The organism is Uliginosibacterium sangjuense (assembly GCF_059132465.1).
Map to the genome: position 1 here is coordinate 4,310,402 of NZ_CP101132.1, position 15,585 is coordinate 4,325,986.

A 15,585-nucleotide genomic window follows, 5' to 3' on the forward strand; every position below is an offset into this window, starting at 1 on the left:
GTCGAGGGCAGGCTCTGCGCAGGAATGACGGCAGGTGGGGTGGCGGCGAGCGCCCCCTCTCCCCCTTCACTCCCGCGCCGCCGTCCCCACCGTGCCGGCGCAGGCTGCCATGACGGCGGCAATCGCCAGCCATTGCAGGCCGGTCAGGCGCTCACCAAGGATCACGAAGGCAGAGACTGCACCGATGGCGGGCTCCAGGCTCACCAGGGTGCCGAAGGCGCGCGTGGACAGGCCGCGCAACGCGATCATCTCCAGCGAGTAAGGCAGCGCGCTCGACAGCAGGGCCACGCCCAGCCCGAGCAGGGCCACCGTGGGGTTGAACCATTGCGGGCCGGCGCTCCAGGCGCCGACGGGCACCACCAGCGCGGCCGCAACCAGCATGCCCAACGACACCGACAAGCCCGCGTGCAGATGCGACACGCGCTTGCCGGCGAGGATGTAGAGCGCCCAGAACAAGGCCGCCAGCGCGGCGAAGGCCACCCCCACCGGGTCCAGCCGCGCGCTGTGGCCGAAGGGGTCGAGCAGCAGCACGATACCCAGCGCCGCCAAAGCCACCCAGGCGATGTGCTGCACCCGGCGCGCCGCCAGCAGGGCCACGGTGAGCGGCCCGGTCAGCTCGATCGCCACGCACACCCCCAAGGGCAGGCGCTGCAAGGCGAGGTAGAAGGACAGGTTCATCGCGCCCAATGCCGCGCCGTACAGCAGGACACGGCCCAGCGTGGCGCGCTCCGGCCAATGACGCCAGGGTCGCCACAGCAGGGCCAGGATCAGCGCCGAGCCGGTCAGGCGCCAGGCCGTGGTGCCGGCGGCACCGAGCAGGGGGAAGAGCTGCTTGGCGAAGGAAGAGCCGACGCACAGCGCGGTCATGCTGCCCAGCAGGGCCAGCACGGACAGGAACAGACTCGGACGGGACGAAGCGGGAGACATGCGGGAGGAGGCGAAGGCCGGGATCGCACCGTCGCACTGCGGGAACAAGGCTGGAGCCGCATGCTAGCAGAGGCTGCTGGCACGACACCGTGAGCGCGCATGTGCAGCCTGGATGACGCACATGCCCGACGCTGAATGAGCGCTCAGCGCTTCAGCTCGCGATGCCGCTCGTAGAACCGCCGCGCCACCGGCAGCACGGCCTCGGCCGCCTGCAGGCGCGCCGCGCTGGCCGGGTGGGTGGCGATCATCGCGCGCGCCTCGCCCTGCGCCGCGAACTTGCGCAGCAGGCCGATCGCCTCGTCCGGGTCGTAGCCGGCCAGCGCGGCCAGCAGCAGGCCCAGGTGGTCGGCATCCTGCTCCATGCCGGCAAGCAGGGGCGCGGCCTGCAACAGCAGGCCCAGGTCGAAGTCCAGTGCGGCATACACATCGGCCACCGAGGCCGAGAACCCGAATGGCATGAGGCGGCGCACGATGTCCACGGTGTCCGCCTCATGCGCCAGCGCCACATGCGCGAACTCGTGCGCCAGCACGAAGGCCAGCTCGGCATCGTTGAGGCCCTCGCGCCGGATGAAGTCCTCCGACACGAAGACCTGCCCGTCCGGTAGCGCCCAGGCCTGCATGCCCGGCTGACGTGTAACCACCAGCGCCCAGGCCTGATCGGCGCTGTACGGCAATTGGTGGTCGCTCACCACGCGCAAACGATGGAAGATCGCCGCCAGGCGCGCGCACTGCGTGGCGCAGCCGAGCTGGCCAGCGGCACGCGCGGCAGCCTTCTGGCGTTCGGCCATCTCGGCCGATTGCTTCTGCAACTCGGCACGCCAGTGCGGATTCGGTTGCAGGGCGAAGAGGGTTTCGGCATGCAGCGCAGACATACCCAGCAGGTGCACGCCAATGACAAACGACAGGCAGGCTCTCATGGGGCGGGTCCCTCAGCGAAGACCGGTCTGTGCCGGCATGCTTCACCTTAGTCACACGACTGTCACAATGACAGGGCACATGCCCGAACATATGCCGGAACGTATAAGCGCCGCACGGCGGACCCGCACACCAGGAAGCCCCGATGAAACAGAACACCGCGCCCATCGCCATCAAAGCCCTGGAGGTCGCGCCACGCACGACGCCCTCCAGCTACCCGCCCCCCTTCGCCGAGCGCATGGCCGGCCGCGAGAAACGCCAGCTCGGCGAGGTCTTCGGTCTCGCCAACTTCGGCGTGAACCTCACCCGCATCGCACCGGGCGCCAGTTCCGCGCTACGCCATGCGCACCGCACGCAGGACGAGTTCATCTACATCCTGCAAGGGCGACCCACCCTGCATACCGACGCCGGCTTCACGCAACTGGAGCCGGGCATGTGCGCCGGCTTCCCGGCCGGCACGGGCGATGCGCACCGCCTGCTCAACCAGACCGAGGAAGAGGTGCTGTATCTGGAGGTCGGAGACCGCAGCCCGGGTGACCGCGTCGACTACCCGGACGAGGACCTGCAGGCGGTGTTCGAGGGCGGCCGCTGGCGGTATCTCCACCGCGACGGCACGCCGTACTGAGATGAGCACCCCCATCCTGATCCCGCCAGAAGAAGTCGAGATCAGCGCGATCCGCGCCCAGGGCGCGGGCGGGCAGAACGTGAACAAGGTGTCGAACGCGGTGCACCTGCGCTTCGACATCGCCGCCTCCTCGCTCCCCGAATGGCTGCGCGAGCGTCTGCTGCGGCTGGGCGATCAGCGCATCAGCAAGGACGGCGTACTGATCATCAAGGCACAGGAATTCCGCAGCCTGGAGAAGAACCGCGACGAAGCGATGCGCCGCCTGCACGAGCTGATCGCCAGCGTGGCCCACACGCCCAAACCGCGGCGCGCCACGAAACCCACACGCGGCGCGGTGCAGCGCCGGCTCGAAGGCAAGGCGCGGCGATCCTCGGTGAAGGCGAATCGCGGCAAGGTCAGCGAGTAGGTAGCACGCAGTCCACCGCTCAGTCCGCCGCTCAGTCCGCCGCTCAGTCCGCCGATTTCAGCGACGGAACCCAGATGTTGCCGCTGCGCTGCCAGCTCCCTTGCGTGGAGATCGGGCCATAGCCGGCGGTGCCGTCGCCGAAGCGGTTGCCGCTCACCACGTTGCCACTCCCCGCACCGGCCGCGAGGTTCAGGATCCAGCCGCCGCCGTAGAACCAGTTGCCCTCGATGCGCCAGTTCGAATTCGCGCCCCACTCGGTGCCGAGCTGGATGGCCGAGTTGGGCTCGCCGCCGTGCCCCTTGCCGGTGTCGCGGATGTCGATGCGGTTGTTGCGTATCGTGACATTGCTGCCGCCGGTGCCCTGCACACCATCGGCATGGTCGCCGGCGCCGAGCCACAGGTCGTGAATCCACGAATCCTCGACCAGCACGTTGTCATCCGCCTTCACGCCGTCGGCCGAGCCGTGGATGTTGACGCGCCGCGCCACGTAGTTCGCGAAGGCGATGCCAGAGGTGGCGAAGCCACCGGCCGGCGAGCCGTCGATCTCCGAATCCTCGATCAACAGGCTGGCGCCGGCGTGGACCTCCACCGGGTAGTACGAGTCGCAGCGGATGCGGCTGCGCCGGATCGTGACATTGGGCGCGCGCACCGCCACGCAACCCGTCACGTCCAGGCCGTCGACGACCTGCCCCGGCGTGTTCAACACCAGCGAGCCGCTGGGCGTCAGCACGGTGCCGGCGGGGACGCCGGTGTTGTGCGCGCCAGGGCCGCCCGAAGAGGAACTGCTGGACGAAGAGCTTGAGGAGCTGGACGAGGACGAACCACTGCTCGATGAGGACGAGCCCGACGAGCTACTGGCGGAAGCCCCGGCGCCGGGACCGCCATCGCCACCCCCGCCGCCGCAGGCCACCAGGCCCGTGAGACTGAGGATGACAAGCGACTGGGGCCTGGGTGACAGGCGGGCGAGCGAAGTGAGCATGAGCGGACCCTCGGGGCGCAGGAAGCGTGTGTGTGGAACACGGAGCATCCTACCCAGCCCGGCCAGCTCCGCCCGCGCCGTGCGACGCGGGCGACGGGCCATCAATCAGTCCGCAGACCTCAGCAGCGGAAGCGGCTCACCAGCGCGCTCAGCGTGCCGGCGATCTTCTCCATGCCCTCGGCCGTGCGCGCCGCCTCCTGCATGGCACCGGCATTGGCCTCGACCATGTTGGCGATCTCCTCCACCTTCTGCGCGATGCTGTTGCTGGCGCTGCTCTGCTCGCGCGTGGCCACGCTCACCTCGCGCACGCGCTCCAGGGTCAGGCGCGTGCCGTCCTGGATCAGGCGCAGGGAAGCCGCCGCCTCCTCGGCCGCCTGCACACCTTCTTCGACCTGCGGCAGGGCGGCGTTCATGACCTCGACCACGCCCACGGTGTCGCCCTGGATGCCGGCGATCATGGTCTCGATCTCCAGCGTGGCGGAGGCGGTGCGCTCAGCCAGCTTGCGCACCTCGTCGGCCACCACCGCGAAGCCGCGCCCGGTCTCGCCGGCACGCGCCGCCTCGATGGCGGCGTTGAGCGCGAGCAGATTGGTCTGGCCGGCGATCTCCTTGATCACGCCGGTGATGGAGGAAATCTGCGCAGCACGTGTCTCCAGCTTGTGGATGCCTTCCGAGGCGCCGCTCACGCTGCCGGAGATTTCGCGGATTCGCCCGGCCGCCGCTTCGACGCGCGACACACCCTCCTCGGCCAGGCGCACCGACTCCATCGAATTGCGTTCCGAGTCGTGGCTGTTGTCCGAGATGTGATTGATGCTGACCGTCATCTCCTCGATCGCGGCGGCCATCGATGAAGTCGCGTCCGACTGCCGCCGCGAGGCGTCCGCCACGTCGTGCGAAGCGCTGCTGATGCGGTCGGCATCCTGTACCAGCTCGGCCGCGATGCGGCTGATGTCCTGCACCATCTGGCGCAGTGCGCTGACCGTCTCGCCGATGGCATACAGCATGCTGCCGCGCGGCGCATCCGGCATGCGCCCACCCAGTTCGCCAGCCGCCACGCGATGCATGAAGTCGATGGCCTCGGTCGGCTCACCGCCGACCTGGCGCATCACGCCGCGTGCGATCACGTAGCCCACGCCGATCAGGGCGGCGAGCATGGCCAGCGCGATGGACAGGTCGATCCACAGGCGCCGCGCGAGGTCCTTCTCCATCTGGTCGATGTAGACGCCGGTGCCGATCATCCAGCCCCAGGGCGCGAACTTCATGACGAACTGCAGCTTGGGCACGGCCACGTCGCTACCCGGCTTGGGGAAGGAGGACTCGACGAAGGCGCGCGGCTCGCTGGCGATGGCCGCCAGCAGGTCCTTGACCGGGTAGCCGCCCTTGCCGTCGCGGATCTTCTCGCGCAGGTCCTGCCCGATCAGCTCCTTCTTCACATGGAAGAGGTTCACCCCGTCCAGGTTGTAGATGTAGAAGTACTCGGTCTTGCCGTCCGCGCCGCCGTAGCGGAAGCCGCCCGCAGCCTCCAGCGCGGCGGCCTGCGCCTGCTCGCGCGTCAGCTTGCCGGCCGCCTCCTGCTCCTGCAGACGGGAGATCGTGGTGTACAGCGCCTCGGTGACCGAGCGGATCTCCATGCGCCGGCCCTCTTCCAGGTTGTGCCGCGTCTGGATCGTCGAGAAGGCTATCTGGCCCAGCATCCCGATCAGCGAGATGCCGACCAGCAACATGATCTTGGTCTTGAGCTTGATGTGATCGAGCACGCGATGCCCCCTTCTTCCTCGTTGTGTTGGTCGCGGGCCGCCGATCCGGCCCGGTCAGCGCGTGGCCACCCAAGGAAGGGCTCCCGCCTCTGCTGCCGCTGCTTACGTCACGCGCGGCGGTTTCTTGTGGCCGGAAAACCTCTACGTGTTGCTACGTAAGAAGACTAGGGGTTGCCGCGTAGGACGCCGGCATCACCAGGCCTGGCGCGCCTGGCGTCAGGTCGTCCTCGCTCCGGTGTGGGCCGCCGCCGCGCGGTGACCGGCCACCGGCCTTGACCCTGCGCAAACCGCAGCCGGCGCCACCGGCGTGCCAAAGCACGGCACGCTCCTTGCAGGTGAGCCCCCATGCATGATCAGGCCTCTCCTCACAGCACGCCGTCCCACCCCGCCGGCCTGCCCCCCGCCCTGCTGGAACGCTTCACCCGCCAGCGCCTGCCGCGCGGCTACCTGGTGGCCACACCGCGTGCGCTGCACAACCGCGTCCTGCTGCTGGAGGAAGGGCGCATGCGCGTGTTTGTCGCGAATGAAGACAAGGAGCTGACACTGGCCTACCTCGGCCCGGGCGAACTGTTCAGCACCCACACGCGCGCCTATCTGCGCTGCGACACGGCCTGCACCCTGCTGAGCCTGCCCACCGCCGAGTTCGCACGCGGCATGGCCCATGAGCCGGGCCTGCTGGGGCTGGTGATGCCGGTGCTGGGGCGCATCCTCGACAACAGCATCGCGCTGATCGAAGACCTCGCCTTCCGCGACGTGGCCGGTCGACTCGCCCGCTTCCTGCTGGAATCGGCGCGGCGCCAGGGCGTGGCGCAGGCGCCCGGCATGCGCTTCGCGCTCGATCTGTCGGCCGGCGAGATCGCGCTGCTGCTGGGCTGCACGCGGCAGACCGTGTCCAGCCTGTTCAAGCGCCTGGAGCGCGCGGGCATCCTGCAACGCCCGGCGCGGCGCCAGCTCGTGCTGTTGCAGCCCGAGGCCCTGCTGCGCTGGCAGGAGGGCGAAACGGAAGGCAGCGGCGCCACTGTCGGCTAGCCGACAACGCGGTCCACGCGGGCTGGCTAGGATGGGACATCACCCACTCCCTCCCCGTCCCGCCATGTCCAGCACCTGCCCGCTCCGCCCCACGCCCGCCCCCAGCGACGAGAACAAGCCCGACCGCTATGTCAGCTTCATCGGCCTCGATTGCGACGCCAAGGCCGCCGAGTTGATGCGCCAGATCCGCCGCTACATCGACGACCCTCAGCACAGCAACGCCTTCTGGGAATACTTCAAGAAGAAGGCCGAGGGCGGCAGCGGCCCGCGCCCCGACGACCTGTTCCTGGTGCACAGCAACCTCAACCAGATCCGCGAGCTGTTCGAGGACAAGGCCGATGCCGAGGCGCTCAAGCTGCTCGACAAGATCGAGCAGGAGTGTTGCTAGGGTCTGTTCACAATTCCCCGCCGGTAAATGTGAACAGGCCCTAGGCCCTGCCCAACTCGCGGGCGAAGCGCTGGGCGCGCTGCTTGCGCAGCCAGATGATGAGACCGGTGACGCTCAGCATGGCGACCACCAGGCCCATGATGGAGATGATCAGGCGGCCGCCGAAACCCAGTATGCGTCCGGAATGCAGCGGGAACTGGAGCTGCATGAAGAGATCGCCCGCGCTGCCCGTGCCGGGCACTTGATCGCCGATGTACGCGCCACTGTCACCGTCGAAGTAGAGCCAGGGCGGGCCCAGGTCACCGTCGGCATGGTCCTGCCCCGGCGCATGGAAGGCCACGCCGTAGAAGCCGTATTGCTCGGCGTAGAACAAGGAGCCGGCGGGTTCGCGCCAGCCACGCCGCCGCGCTTCCGCTTCGGCCAGCGGCAGGACCTGTTCGCGGCTTAGACGCGGGGTAATCGGCGCATCGGGCAACTGCGGCACGCGTTGCTCGAAGGGCGTGGGCGTGACGGGCGAGAACAGCGACACCACCGGCCGCATGATCTCGCGGCCGAGGTTCATTGACACCGAGGTGATCGCCAGCATAAGCAGGAGCAACCAGACCCACACGCCGCCGGAGCGGTGGAGGTCGAAGTTGAGCTTGGCGCCGCCCTGGCCAAAGCGGAAGCTGAAGGATTTGCGCCAGCTACGCAGAGTCGGGAACGAGATCCACAGGGCGACCAGGCAGTCGAGGATCCACACCACCGACACGATGCCCATGACCCACAGCCCCAGTTCGAGCGCGCCCACATCCGGGATGTGCAGGCTGTAGTGCAGCTTGTACAGGAATGGCAGCAGGTTCTCGCGCGACAGCGAGATGGCGCCCCACTCGCGCCACCCCTGCGGCACGCCGCTGACCGGGTCCACCGCCACCTGGTTGAAGCCAAGGGCATAGGGCTTGCCGCTGGCGGGGTCGATGCGCGGGCTGACGAACAGGCCCAGGGCGTGCCCGGGCTCGATGCTCAGCGGCAGGTAGGTGACATGCAGGCGCGGGTCGGCCGCCTCGACCTGGCGTGCCAGGTCGAGCGGCGACTGCGGCGTCCCCTGCCCGCCGCTCGCTGCCTCGAACAGATGCGGGTTGAGCCATTCGTCCAGCTCGTGATCCCAGGCGATCAGGGCGCCGGTCGCGCCGGCGACGAACAGGAACAAGGCCGTGAACAAACCGGCCCAGCGATGGGCCACCACCAGTGCCTGGCGCATCATCACCACCGGTAGGCTGCGGTCAGCAGCGCCTGACGCTGATTGCCCAGGTAGCAGTTGTTGCCACTGCAACTGGTGATGTAGGTCTTGTCCGTCAGGTTCTGCAGGTTCAGCGCCAGGCTCCAACGGCCCAGGTCATAGCCCAGCATGGCATCGACCAGGGTGTAGTCCGGCACGCCGCTGTCCACGCTCTCGTTGATGCCGCGCGTCTCGCCGTTGTAGCGCAAGCCCAGGCCCAGCTTCAGGCCGAAGGGAAAGCGGTAGTCCCCCCACAGCGACAGGCGATGGCGCGGCACCGCGCTGGCCTGCTTGCCGATCTGTTCCGGGTCGGCGCTCTTGGTCACGTCAGCCTTGGGGGTGAAAGCGTAGGCCGCGGTGAGGTTGAGCCCGGCCAATGGCGAGACCACCGCCTCCAGTTCCAGCCCGCGCACGACCACCTCGCCGTTCTGCTTGGCGGCGAAGGTGCCGGGCTCGTAGGTGATGTAGTCACGCCGGCGCAGATCGAACAGCGCGGCACTGTAGATCGCCTTCTGGCCGACCGGCTGGTAACGCACGCCCAGTTCCATCTGGCGCCCGGTCTCCGGGTCGAAGGCCTGGCCGGTATCCGGATTCACCGCCGTGTTGGGCGAGAAGGAGGTGGCATAGCTGGCATAGGGCGCCCAGCCGCTCGCATGCAGGTAGACCACGCCGGCACGCCCGGTCAGCGCGTTGTCGGTCTGCTCGCTGCGGCTGCTGGCGAGGCGGTCGTCGGTGGTGACCTTGGCCGTGTCATAGCGACCGGCGAGGGTCAGCGCCCAGGAGCCGATGCGCGCCTGCTCCTGCAGGTACAGCCCGCTCTGGGTCAGGGTGGTCAGGGTGTCGACGTCGGTGCCGCCGGGGGTGACGGGCTGGCCATAGACCGGGTTGTAGAGGTCGAGGTCGGCCACCGTGGCGCTGTAGAACGAGCGCTGGTCATAGCGGCTGCGCTGGTAGTCCAGCCCGGCCAGCAGGGTGTGCGCCACCGCGCCGGTCCGCACCTGGGCCTGCACCTGGTTGTCGAGGGTGAAGGAGCGGATGCTCTCCTGGCTGCCCCCGCCAGTGCGCTGCAGGATGCGGTAGTTCGCCGGGTCGGCCGGGTCGGCCGCGTTCTGGGTCAGGTAGCCCGCCTGGTAGGCCTGCTGGTAGTCCACGTCCAGCTCGCCGTAACGCAGGTTCTGGCGCACCGACCAGGTGTCGTTGAAGCGATGCTCGAAGAGATAGCCCAGCGACCACTGATCCTGGTCCAGGCGGTTGAAGTCCGGCTCGCCCACGTCCACGTCCTGCGGGATGTGGGTGCCCGCCGGCGTGGCCAGCAAGGTGCCCTCCTTCGGCAGCGAGCGCAGGTAGACGCCGGCACGCGTGCGCAGCACATGCGACAGCACGGTCAGGCGGGTGTCGGTCGAGGGCTGCCAGCTCAGCGAGGGCGCCAGATAGAGGCGATCGTCCGGCATCTCGCCACTGGGCAGCTCGGCATCGCGCGCCAGGCCCACCACGCGGTAGAGCAGCTTGTCCTCCTGGTCCAGCGCGCCCGACATGTCCGCCGCGAGCTGCTTGCGCGCATCGCTGCCCACCTGCAGGCGCAGCTCGTTCTGGCGCTCCGCCGTGGGCTGCTTGCTGACCAGGTTGATCATGCCGCCGGGACCGTTCTGCCCGTACAGCACGGACGACGGCCCGCGCATGATCTCGATGCGCTCCATCCCGTAGTTCTCGGTCTGCCACACCGCCCACCAGGCGTTGTTGCGCCACTGCAGGCCGTCCTGATAAAAGCCCGGCGAATAAGCCTCGAAGCCACGGATGGTGATCCAGTCATAGCGCGAGTCCGTGCCGTAGGGTGCCACGTCGACGCCCGGCGTGTAGGCCAGCACATCCTTCAGATTGGTCGCCGCCATGGTCTCGATGCGCTCGGCCGACACCACCGTGACCGACTGCGGCGTCTCGATGATCGGTGTGTCGGTCTTGCTGGCGGTCGCGCTGCGCGTTGCCACATAGCCCTGCACCGGCTCACTGGCCCGCTCCTGCGTGGCGCTGGCGGTGGCCACCGGCAACAGCGCCTCGCTGCGTGGTGCTGCCGGCGCTAATGACGTAGGCATGCTCGCCTTGCGCAGGCCGTAGCTGCCATCGCTGCGCCGCACCAGTTCCAGCCCGCTACCCGCCAGCAGGCGTGCCAGCGCATCCGGTGCCGCATAGGTGCCGGACACCGCCGGGCTGCTGAGCCCCTCGGTCAGCGCCGGGTCGAAGGACAGCGCGATGCCGGCACGCACCGCAAAGGCCGACAGGGCCCGCCCGAGCGGTCCTCCCGCCAGCTCATAGCTCTGGGTCGGCACGGCGTCGAGCGCGCGCAGTTCGGCGGCCTTCGCCGGCACCTGGGCACAGGCCAGGCCGAGCAACAGGACGGGGACGGCGCGCGGCACGGCACGCAGGCGGAACCTGGCTTGGGGGCGGGTCATCTGATGAATCCTTTCTGGATGAGGCATGGAGGGTTTCACTCGCCTTGCCAGCCAGGATCGAAAAAAGTATCAGCCCCCGTGCGCAGCCCCGCGCGGCCCCAGGCTCACCCAGTAGCCACGCAGACGCGTGGCCGCCACCAGTGGGTAGGTGGACACGAGCATGACCAGCGCGCGGTCAGTGTCGTCCAGCGGGAAGGCGCCGGAAACGCGCAACCCGGCCACCGCCGGATCGCACTGGATGAAACCGCCGCGCCAGCGCGCCAGTTCGCGCGCGAAGTCCCCCAGCCGCATGTTGTCGGCCAGCAGCATGCCCTGCGTCCACGGCGGATCGGCGGCCTCGGCCGGCGTCACCGCACCGATCTCGTTCTCACTGAAAGCGGCCTGCTCACCGGCCTGCAGCACCCGTTGCACCGCTGGCCCCGCCATCGCGGGCGTGATGCGCACCGCACCCTCTTGCACCGCAATGCGCGTGGCGGCCTCGTCGCGTCGCACCGTGAAGCGCGTGCCCAGGGCCTCCATCACGCCATGAGCGGTGCCGACCCTGAACGGACGATGCGCGCGCCCGGCGAAGGCCGGATCGCGGCCGGTGTCGACCAGCATCTCGCCGCGGCGCAGGCGGACGAAGCGCGCCTGCGCATCGAAGCGCACGTCGATGGCACTGGCGGTGCCGAGCAGGAGTCGGGTGCCGTCGGCCAGCGCGATGCTCCGGCGCTCGCCGGTGGCGCTGCGATAGTCCGCCGTCCACCCTTCTTCGCGTGCCAGATGCCAGCCCAGGCCTGCTGACGGCAATGCCAGCAGCATGCCGAGCACAGCGCGCCGGTTGAGCCGGCGCGGCCGGTCCAGCACCGGCAGGGCCAGGCTGGGCGGCAGGCTGCCGAGCTTGCCGAGCAGGCGCTCGGCTTGCGCCCAGGCACGCGCATGCTCGCTGCTGCGTGTGCGCCACAGGGCGCAGGCCTGGCGGTCCACGTCGCTTGCCGCGCTGTCATGCAGACGCACCAGCCAGTCGGCTGCCTCTTCGAGGATGCGCGGGTCGATGGGGGCGAGCGCGCTCATACCGCCGAGCCCTCATCCATGAGACTCAGGCAACCCAGGAAGGCGCGCTTCATGTAGCGCTTCACGCTGATCAGCGACACGCCCAGGCGCTGCGCGATCTCCTCGTAACGCAACCCCTCGATCTGCGACAACAGGAAGGCGCGCTTCGCCATGGTCGGCAGCGCATCGAGCATCGCATCCACCTCGTACAGGGTCTGCAGGACGATCAGGCGCTGCTCGGCCGAGGGCACCTGCGGCTCCGGCAGCAGGGCGAGCGCATCGAGATAGGCGCGCTCCAGCGCCTGACGCTGGTACCAGTTGACCAGCAGGCCGTGCGCCACCGTGGTGAGGTAGGCGCGCGGCTCGCTGATGGCGGCCGGATCGCGCCCGGCCAGGATGCGCAGGAAGGTGTCCTGCGCCAGGTCCGCCGCCTGATGCGCATCGCCCAGCTTGCGCCTCAACCAGGCGGTCAGCCAGCCGTGATGCTCGCTGTAGAGCGCATGCAAATGTGGTTTGGGCGTGGATTCGGCTGCCGCCATGACTTCCCCCGGACGGTACGCACGGGATGAAGCCCGAGCCAAATGAGAACAGTTCTCATTCTGGCAGGAGATGCGCCCTTTCGCAATCCATGCCCGGCGGACCGCTCAAACCGGCGCTGGCGGCACCGTCAACGCATAGAACTTGGTGTCCACCGCCATCACCGGAAAGGCCGCCGGCAGCGCTTCCACGCCGATCTCACAGAACCCGCTCTTCTCGTAGAAGCGATGCGCGGCGAGGAACTTGGCGGTGGTGCCCAGGTAGACCTCGGCCACGCCCTGCGCGGCACACCAGGCTTGCAGCGTGGCCAGCAACTGCTGTGCGACGCCCCGCTCGCGGCCGCGATGCGCAGCCGCCACGAACATCTTGCGCAGCGCGGCCTGAGCGTGGCCGATGTCGCGCAGGCCAATGGTGCCCACCACCTCGCCCGCCAGCTCGGCGACCCAGAAATTGCCACGGCCCTGCTGGTAGAAACCGGTGATGTCCGCCAAGTCGGGCTGCGCCTCCAGCGTGATCGGGATGCCGAACTCCTGCTGCTGGATCGGCAGGATCAGTGCCGCGATGGCGGGCGTGTCGGCGGGCTCGAAGGGGCGGATGTGGAGCATGGGGCAGCACTCGCTGGGGTCGTGGGTAATCCATCGTAGGCCATGACACTGGCTTGCACGACCACCCTGCCCGACACGCCGCCGGGCCGGCCTACTTGGCGCCCGCCAGCGCCGCCCGCCCGGTGGCCGCGGTGCGCGCACTCACCTGACCGCCCAACTGGTTGAGCACCAGGCTCAGCAGCACCAGGCCGGCCCCGACCAGTTCCCATTGGCCAAGCGCATGACCACGCAGCACACCGATCAGCAGCGCGGTCAGCGGCACCAGGTTGATGAACAGCATGCCGCGTTGCGCACCCAGCCGGCGGATGCCCTGGTTCCAGCACAGCACCGCCAGCACGGCGGCCAACAGGGTCAGGAACAGCAAGGCCGGCAGCAGGGCCGGCAAGGCCTCGGCCGCGGGCAGGCGCACGCCGCCGGCCAGGCCCAGCAGCAGCCAGCCCACCACCAGGGCGAGCGCGCCGCCGCTGCTCGTCAGCGCGGTGTAGCGCAGGGGCGACCAGTGCGGAAACGCGGCTGCGCCCATCGAGTACAGCACCCAGCAACTGCCACCGGCGATCATCATCAGCGTGGGCAGCACGGCGGCATGTTCGGTGAGGCGGGCCAGTTCGCCATCGGTGGTCAGCAGCACCACGCCGAGCACTGCCAACAGCAGCGCGAACAGGCTGCGCGCGGCGGGCCGGGTGCCGCTGCGTACGGCGTGGATCAGCACCGCAATCAGGGGTTGCAGCGCCATCACGATGGCGCCGAACTCAGGCCGCGACATGCCGACGCCATAGAACATCAACAGGTTGAAGCCCACGAATCCCAGCGTGCCCAGGCCCAGCAGTCGCCAGCCCGCGCCCTCGCTGCGCAGCGCGGCAGCGCCTTCGCGCCAGGCCAGCAACAACAGGAACACCGGCGCAGCCAGGCCGTAGCGCAGCAGGGTCATGCTCAGCGGGTCCATCTGCGCCAGCACATGTTTGGCCACCGGGAAGGCCGCCCCCCAGGTGACGGCCGCCAGCGTGATGGCCAGGCTCGCAGGAAGCATGCGGCCCGGCGCGTGAGGATTGTCTGAGGAAGACATGGCTTAACCTGTTCTGTCGGGGGAGGGAGAAGCCCAGTCTAGTGGCCGACAACTTGTAGAAAAAGCGCTACAGTCGCTCAGGATTGTTTCTTGAGAAGAGCAAATCATGGAGCGCCTGATCAACATGGCGAGCTTTGCCGAGGTGGTCGAATGTGGCGGCTTCTCCGCCGCAGCGGCCAAGCTGGATTGCTCGCGCGCCGTGCTCAGCAAGCGCATTGCGGCGCTGGAGCAGGACTTCGGCGTCACCCTGTTGCACCGGACGACCCGCCGCCAGAGCCTCACCGAAGCGGGCGAAGCCTTGTATGCGCACTGCCGCCGCATGCTCGACGAGGCCAGCCATGCCGAGGCGCGTGTGCTGGAGCTGGCGGATACCCCGCGTGGCACCCTGCGCGTGGCCGCCCCGTACTCCTACGGCAGTCGCGTACTGGGGCCGCAGCTAGCGGAGTTTCTGCAACTGCACCCGCAGATCCGCGTCGACCTGCAACTCAGCGACCATCTGACCGATCTCGCCGGCAGTGCGGTGGACATCGCCGTGCGGCTCACCAACACGCCAGCCCCCGGCCTGGTGGCCCGCCACCTGGCCGATCTGCCTTACGTCATCTGCGCCGCCCCGGCCTACCTCGCGCGCCATGGCAAACCACGCAGCGTGGACGCCCTGTGCCAGCACAACTGCCTGTTCTACGCCGGCGAAGTGATCCAGAACCCCTGGCACATCACCACACCGGAAGGCGAGGAGCGCAGCATCGCGGTCAGCGGCAGCCTGGTGACCAACAACGTGGACGTGCTGCGCGGCGCGGCGCTCGGTGGCCTGGGCATCATCGCGATGTCACGCTATCTGGTGGAAGCCGAGTTGCAGCGCGGCGAGCTGGTCGAGCTGCTGCCCCGCCACCGTGTGGCAGCACGCCAGGTCTACCTGGTGACCTTGCCGGACCGCCTGCTGGCCGCCAAGACGCGCGCCTTCATCGACTTCCTGCTACCAGCGCGCGGCACGACCGGCCGCACCAAACCCCCGCGCTAGGCCTGCCCAGGCTCGTCGTATTCCACGAACAGCCGCCCGCCCGGCGCAAGCCAGCGCTCGGCCAGCGCGCGTGCCCGCTCGGGCTCGTCGTGAAAGAGGCGCACCCGCATCGCCAGAATCTTGTCGAAGCGCAGCGCCCCCAGGTCGAGCGACTCGAACACGGCCTGCCGGAAACTGGCCACGCCAGACTCGACGAAGACCTGGTTACGCCGGATCGCGGCCTCGATCATCTTCGCCGAGCGGTCGATCGCGAGGTAACGTCCCTCCACCAGCTTGCTGCAGATCAGCGTGGCCGCCACGCCATGGCCGCAACCGATCTCCAGGATCCGCTCATGCGGCTGGATATCCATCGCCGTCACGCAGCGGATGATCCGCTCGCTCATGGCTTGCGCGCCCGCAGGTAGGGCTGGGCGAAGAGGTAGAGGCCCGACAGCAGCAGCAAGGCCAGCGGCGGCAAGGGCGAATAGGTGAGCCAGGCGGCGGGCTCCTGACCGTCGGCCGCGCGCGCCGCGAAGTTGGCGATGACGGTCAGCGTGAAGGCGAGCGACAGCCAGCGATGGGTCTGCCGGATCAGGTGATGCAGCGGGTTCATATGCTCT

At 68.9% G+C, this 15,585-nt stretch carries 17 protein-coding genes; 5 read left to right on the forward strand and 12 right to left on the reverse strand.

Going from position 1 to position 15,585, the window contains the following annotated elements; all coding sequences use genetic code 11:
- Positions 1 to 66 precede the first annotated feature (66 nt).
- A complete protein-coding gene (locus tag NMB43_RS19940) occupies positions 67 to 975 on the reverse strand; it encodes an EamA family transporter (protein ID WP_494349925.1) in 909 nt (302 codons plus the stop codon).
- A 95-nt stretch (positions 976 to 1,070) separates the two neighbouring features.
- Positions 1,071 to 1,844, reverse strand: a complete 774-nt coding sequence (locus NMB43_RS19945) for a M48 family metalloprotease (RefSeq protein WP_494349926.1) — start codon at positions 1,842 to 1,844, stop codon at positions 1,071 to 1,073.
- 143 nt (positions 1,845 to 1,987) lie between these two features.
- Here NMB43_RS19945 and NMB43_RS19950 point away from each other — a divergent pair, with 143 nt between their 5' ends.
- Both NMB43_RS19950 and arfB read left to right on the forward strand, forming a co-directional pair.
- Positions 1,988 to 2,467: a cupin domain-containing protein gene (locus NMB43_RS19950; RefSeq protein WP_494349927.1), complete on the forward strand. Its 480-nt coding sequence runs from the start codon at positions 1,988 to 1,990 to the stop codon at positions 2,465 to 2,467.
- A gap of 1 nt (position 2,468) precedes the next feature.
- Positions 2,469 to 2,873, forward strand: a complete 405-nt coding sequence (gene arfB / locus NMB43_RS19955; protein WP_494349928.1) for an alternative ribosome rescue aminoacyl-tRNA hydrolase ArfB — start codon at positions 2,469 to 2,471, stop codon at positions 2,871 to 2,873.
- Between the two features lie 43 nt (positions 2,874 to 2,916).
- Here the strand turns inward: arfB and NMB43_RS19960 are convergent, their stop codons facing one another.
- Positions 2,917 to 3,852 carry a right-handed parallel beta-helix repeat-containing protein gene (locus NMB43_RS19960; RefSeq protein WP_494349929.1) on the reverse strand — a complete coding sequence of 312 codons (936 nt, stop codon included), beginning with the start codon at positions 3,850 to 3,852 and terminating at the stop codon, positions 2,917 to 2,919.
- A 119-nt stretch (positions 3,853 to 3,971) separates the two neighbouring features.
- Entirely contained in the window at positions 3,972 to 5,609 is a 1,638-nt protein-coding gene (locus tag NMB43_RS19965) for a methyl-accepting chemotaxis protein (protein WP_494349930.1), read from the reverse strand.
- Positions 5,610 to 5,954: 345 nt separating this feature from the next.
- Here NMB43_RS19965 and NMB43_RS19970 point away from each other — a divergent pair, with 345 nt between their 5' ends.
- Positions 5,955 to 6,638, forward strand: coding sequence for a Crp/Fnr family transcriptional regulator (locus NMB43_RS19970; protein ID WP_494349931.1), 684 nt, complete (start codon positions 5,955 to 5,957; stop codon positions 6,636 to 6,638).
- 64 nt (positions 6,639 to 6,702) lie between these two features.
- The gene (gene cowN / locus NMB43_RS19975; RefSeq protein ID WP_494349932.1) at positions 6,703 to 7,026 is read left to right on the forward strand and encodes a N(2)-fixation sustaining protein CowN; all 324 of its coding nucleotides are present in this window, start codon (positions 6,703 to 6,705) and stop codon (positions 7,024 to 7,026) included.
- Between the two features lie 40 nt (positions 7,027 to 7,066).
- On the opposite strand, the gene NMB43_RS19980 is transcribed toward cowN, so the two are convergent.
- The 6 genes from NMB43_RS19980 to NMB43_RS20005 form a co-directional block, all read right to left on the reverse strand.
- Positions 7,067 to 8,269: a PepSY-associated TM helix domain-containing protein gene (locus tag NMB43_RS19980; protein ID WP_494352172.1), complete on the reverse strand. Its 1,203-nt coding sequence runs from the start codon at positions 8,267 to 8,269 to the stop codon at positions 7,067 to 7,069.
- On the reverse strand, positions 8,269 to 10,731 hold the full coding sequence (locus NMB43_RS19985) for a TonB-dependent siderophore receptor (RefSeq protein WP_494349933.1): 2,463 nt from the start codon (positions 10,729 to 10,731) through the stop codon (positions 8,269 to 8,271). The genes NMB43_RS19980 and NMB43_RS19985 overlap by 1 nt, the downstream gene beginning before the upstream one ends.
- 69 nt (positions 10,732 to 10,800) lie before the next feature.
- Positions 10,801 to 11,784, reverse strand: a complete 984-nt coding sequence (locus NMB43_RS19990) for a FecR domain-containing protein (protein WP_494349934.1) — start codon at positions 11,782 to 11,784, stop codon at positions 10,801 to 10,803.
- Positions 11,781 to 12,302 carry a sigma-70 family RNA polymerase sigma factor gene (locus tag NMB43_RS19995; protein WP_494349935.1) on the reverse strand — a complete coding sequence of 174 codons (522 nt, stop codon included), beginning with the start codon at positions 12,300 to 12,302 and terminating at the stop codon, positions 11,781 to 11,783. Before NMB43_RS19995 ends, NMB43_RS19990 begins: the two co-directional genes overlap by 4 nt.
- A gap of 105 nt (positions 12,303 to 12,407) precedes the next feature.
- Positions 12,408 to 12,905, reverse strand: coding sequence for a GNAT family N-acetyltransferase (locus tag NMB43_RS20000; protein WP_494349936.1), 498 nt, complete (start codon positions 12,903 to 12,905; stop codon positions 12,408 to 12,410).
- A gap of 91 nt (positions 12,906 to 12,996) precedes the next feature.
- The gene (locus NMB43_RS20005; protein WP_494349937.1) at positions 12,997 to 13,932 is read right to left on the reverse strand and encodes a DMT family transporter; all 936 of its coding nucleotides are present in this window, start codon (positions 13,930 to 13,932) and stop codon (positions 12,997 to 12,999) included.
- Positions 13,933 to 14,074: 142 nt separating this feature from the next.
- Here NMB43_RS20005 and NMB43_RS20010 point away from each other — a divergent pair, with 142 nt between their 5' ends.
- The gene (locus tag NMB43_RS20010) at positions 14,075 to 14,986 is read left to right on the forward strand and encodes a LysR family transcriptional regulator (protein ID WP_494349938.1); all 912 of its coding nucleotides are present in this window, start codon (positions 14,075 to 14,077) and stop codon (positions 14,984 to 14,986) included.
- Here NMB43_RS20010 and NMB43_RS20015 read toward each other — a convergent pair.
- On the reverse strand, positions 14,983 to 15,369 hold the full coding sequence (locus NMB43_RS20015) for a class I SAM-dependent methyltransferase (protein ID WP_494349939.1): 387 nt from the start codon (positions 15,367 to 15,369) through the stop codon (positions 14,983 to 14,985). The two genes, NMB43_RS20010 and NMB43_RS20015, sit on opposite strands and share 4 nt — an antisense overlap.
- The gene (locus NMB43_RS20020) at positions 15,366 to 15,578 is read right to left on the reverse strand and encodes a hypothetical protein (RefSeq protein WP_494349940.1); all 213 of its coding nucleotides are present in this window, start codon (positions 15,576 to 15,578) and stop codon (positions 15,366 to 15,368) included. The genes NMB43_RS20015 and NMB43_RS20020 overlap by 4 nt, the downstream gene beginning before the upstream one ends.
- Positions 15,579 to 15,585: the final 7 nt, after the last annotated feature.

What these genes read in the sequence shown, in the direction of transcription:
- NMB43_RS19950 (WP_494349927.1), top strand. Translation starts at nt 1,988, where the DNA reads ATGAAACAGAACACCGCGCCCATCGCCATCAAAGCCCTGGAGGTCGCG.
- NMB43_RS19995 (WP_494349935.1), bottom strand. Translation starts at nt 12,302, where the DNA reads ATGGCGGCAGCCGAATCCACGCCCAAACCACATTTGCATGCGCTCTAC.
- NMB43_RS20020 (WP_494349940.1), bottom strand. Translation starts at nt 15,578, where the DNA reads ATGAACCCGCTGCATCACCTGATCCGGCAGACCCATCGCTGGCTGTCG.
- NMB43_RS19990 (WP_494349934.1), bottom strand. Translation starts at nt 11,784, where the DNA reads ATGAGCGCGCTCGCCCCCATCGACCCGCGCATCCTCGAAGAGGCAGCC.
- NMB43_RS19970 (WP_494349931.1), top strand. Translation starts at nt 5,955, where the DNA reads ATGCATGATCAGGCCTCTCCTCACAGCACGCCGTCCCACCCCGCCGGC.
- NMB43_RS19960 (WP_494349929.1), bottom strand. Translation starts at nt 3,852, where the DNA reads ATGCTCACTTCGCTCGCCCGCCTGTCACCCAGGCCCCAGTCGCTTGTC.
- NMB43_RS19985 (WP_494349933.1), bottom strand. Translation starts at nt 10,731, where the DNA reads ATGACCCGCCCCCAAGCCAGGTTCCGCCTGCGTGCCGTGCCGCGCGCC.
- arfB (WP_494349928.1), top strand. Translation starts at nt 2,469, where the DNA reads ATGAGCACCCCCATCCTGATCCCGCCAGAAGAAGTCGAGATCAGCGCG.
- NMB43_RS20015 (WP_494349939.1), bottom strand. Translation starts at nt 15,369, where the DNA reads ATGAGCGAGCGGATCATCCGCTGCGTGACGGCGATGGATATCCAGCCG.
- NMB43_RS20010 (WP_494349938.1), top strand. Translation starts at nt 14,075, where the DNA reads ATGGAGCGCCTGATCAACATGGCGAGCTTTGCCGAGGTGGTCGAATGT.
- NMB43_RS20005 (WP_494349937.1), bottom strand. Translation starts at nt 13,932, where the DNA reads ATGCTTCCTGCGAGCCTGGCCATCACGCTGGCGGCCGTCACCTGGGGG.
- NMB43_RS20000 (WP_494349936.1), bottom strand. Translation starts at nt 12,905, where the DNA reads ATGCTCCACATCCGCCCCTTCGAGCCCGCCGACACGCCCGCCATCGCG.
- NMB43_RS19945 (WP_494349926.1), bottom strand. Translation starts at nt 1,844, where the DNA reads ATGAGAGCCTGCCTGTCGTTTGTCATTGGCGTGCACCTGCTGGGTATG.
- NMB43_RS19980 (WP_494352172.1), bottom strand. Translation starts at nt 8,269, where the DNA reads ATGATGCGCCAGGCACTGGTGGTGGCCCATCGCTGGGCCGGTTTGTTC.
- cowN (WP_494349932.1), top strand. Translation starts at nt 6,703, where the DNA reads ATGTCCAGCACCTGCCCGCTCCGCCCCACGCCCGCCCCCAGCGACGAG.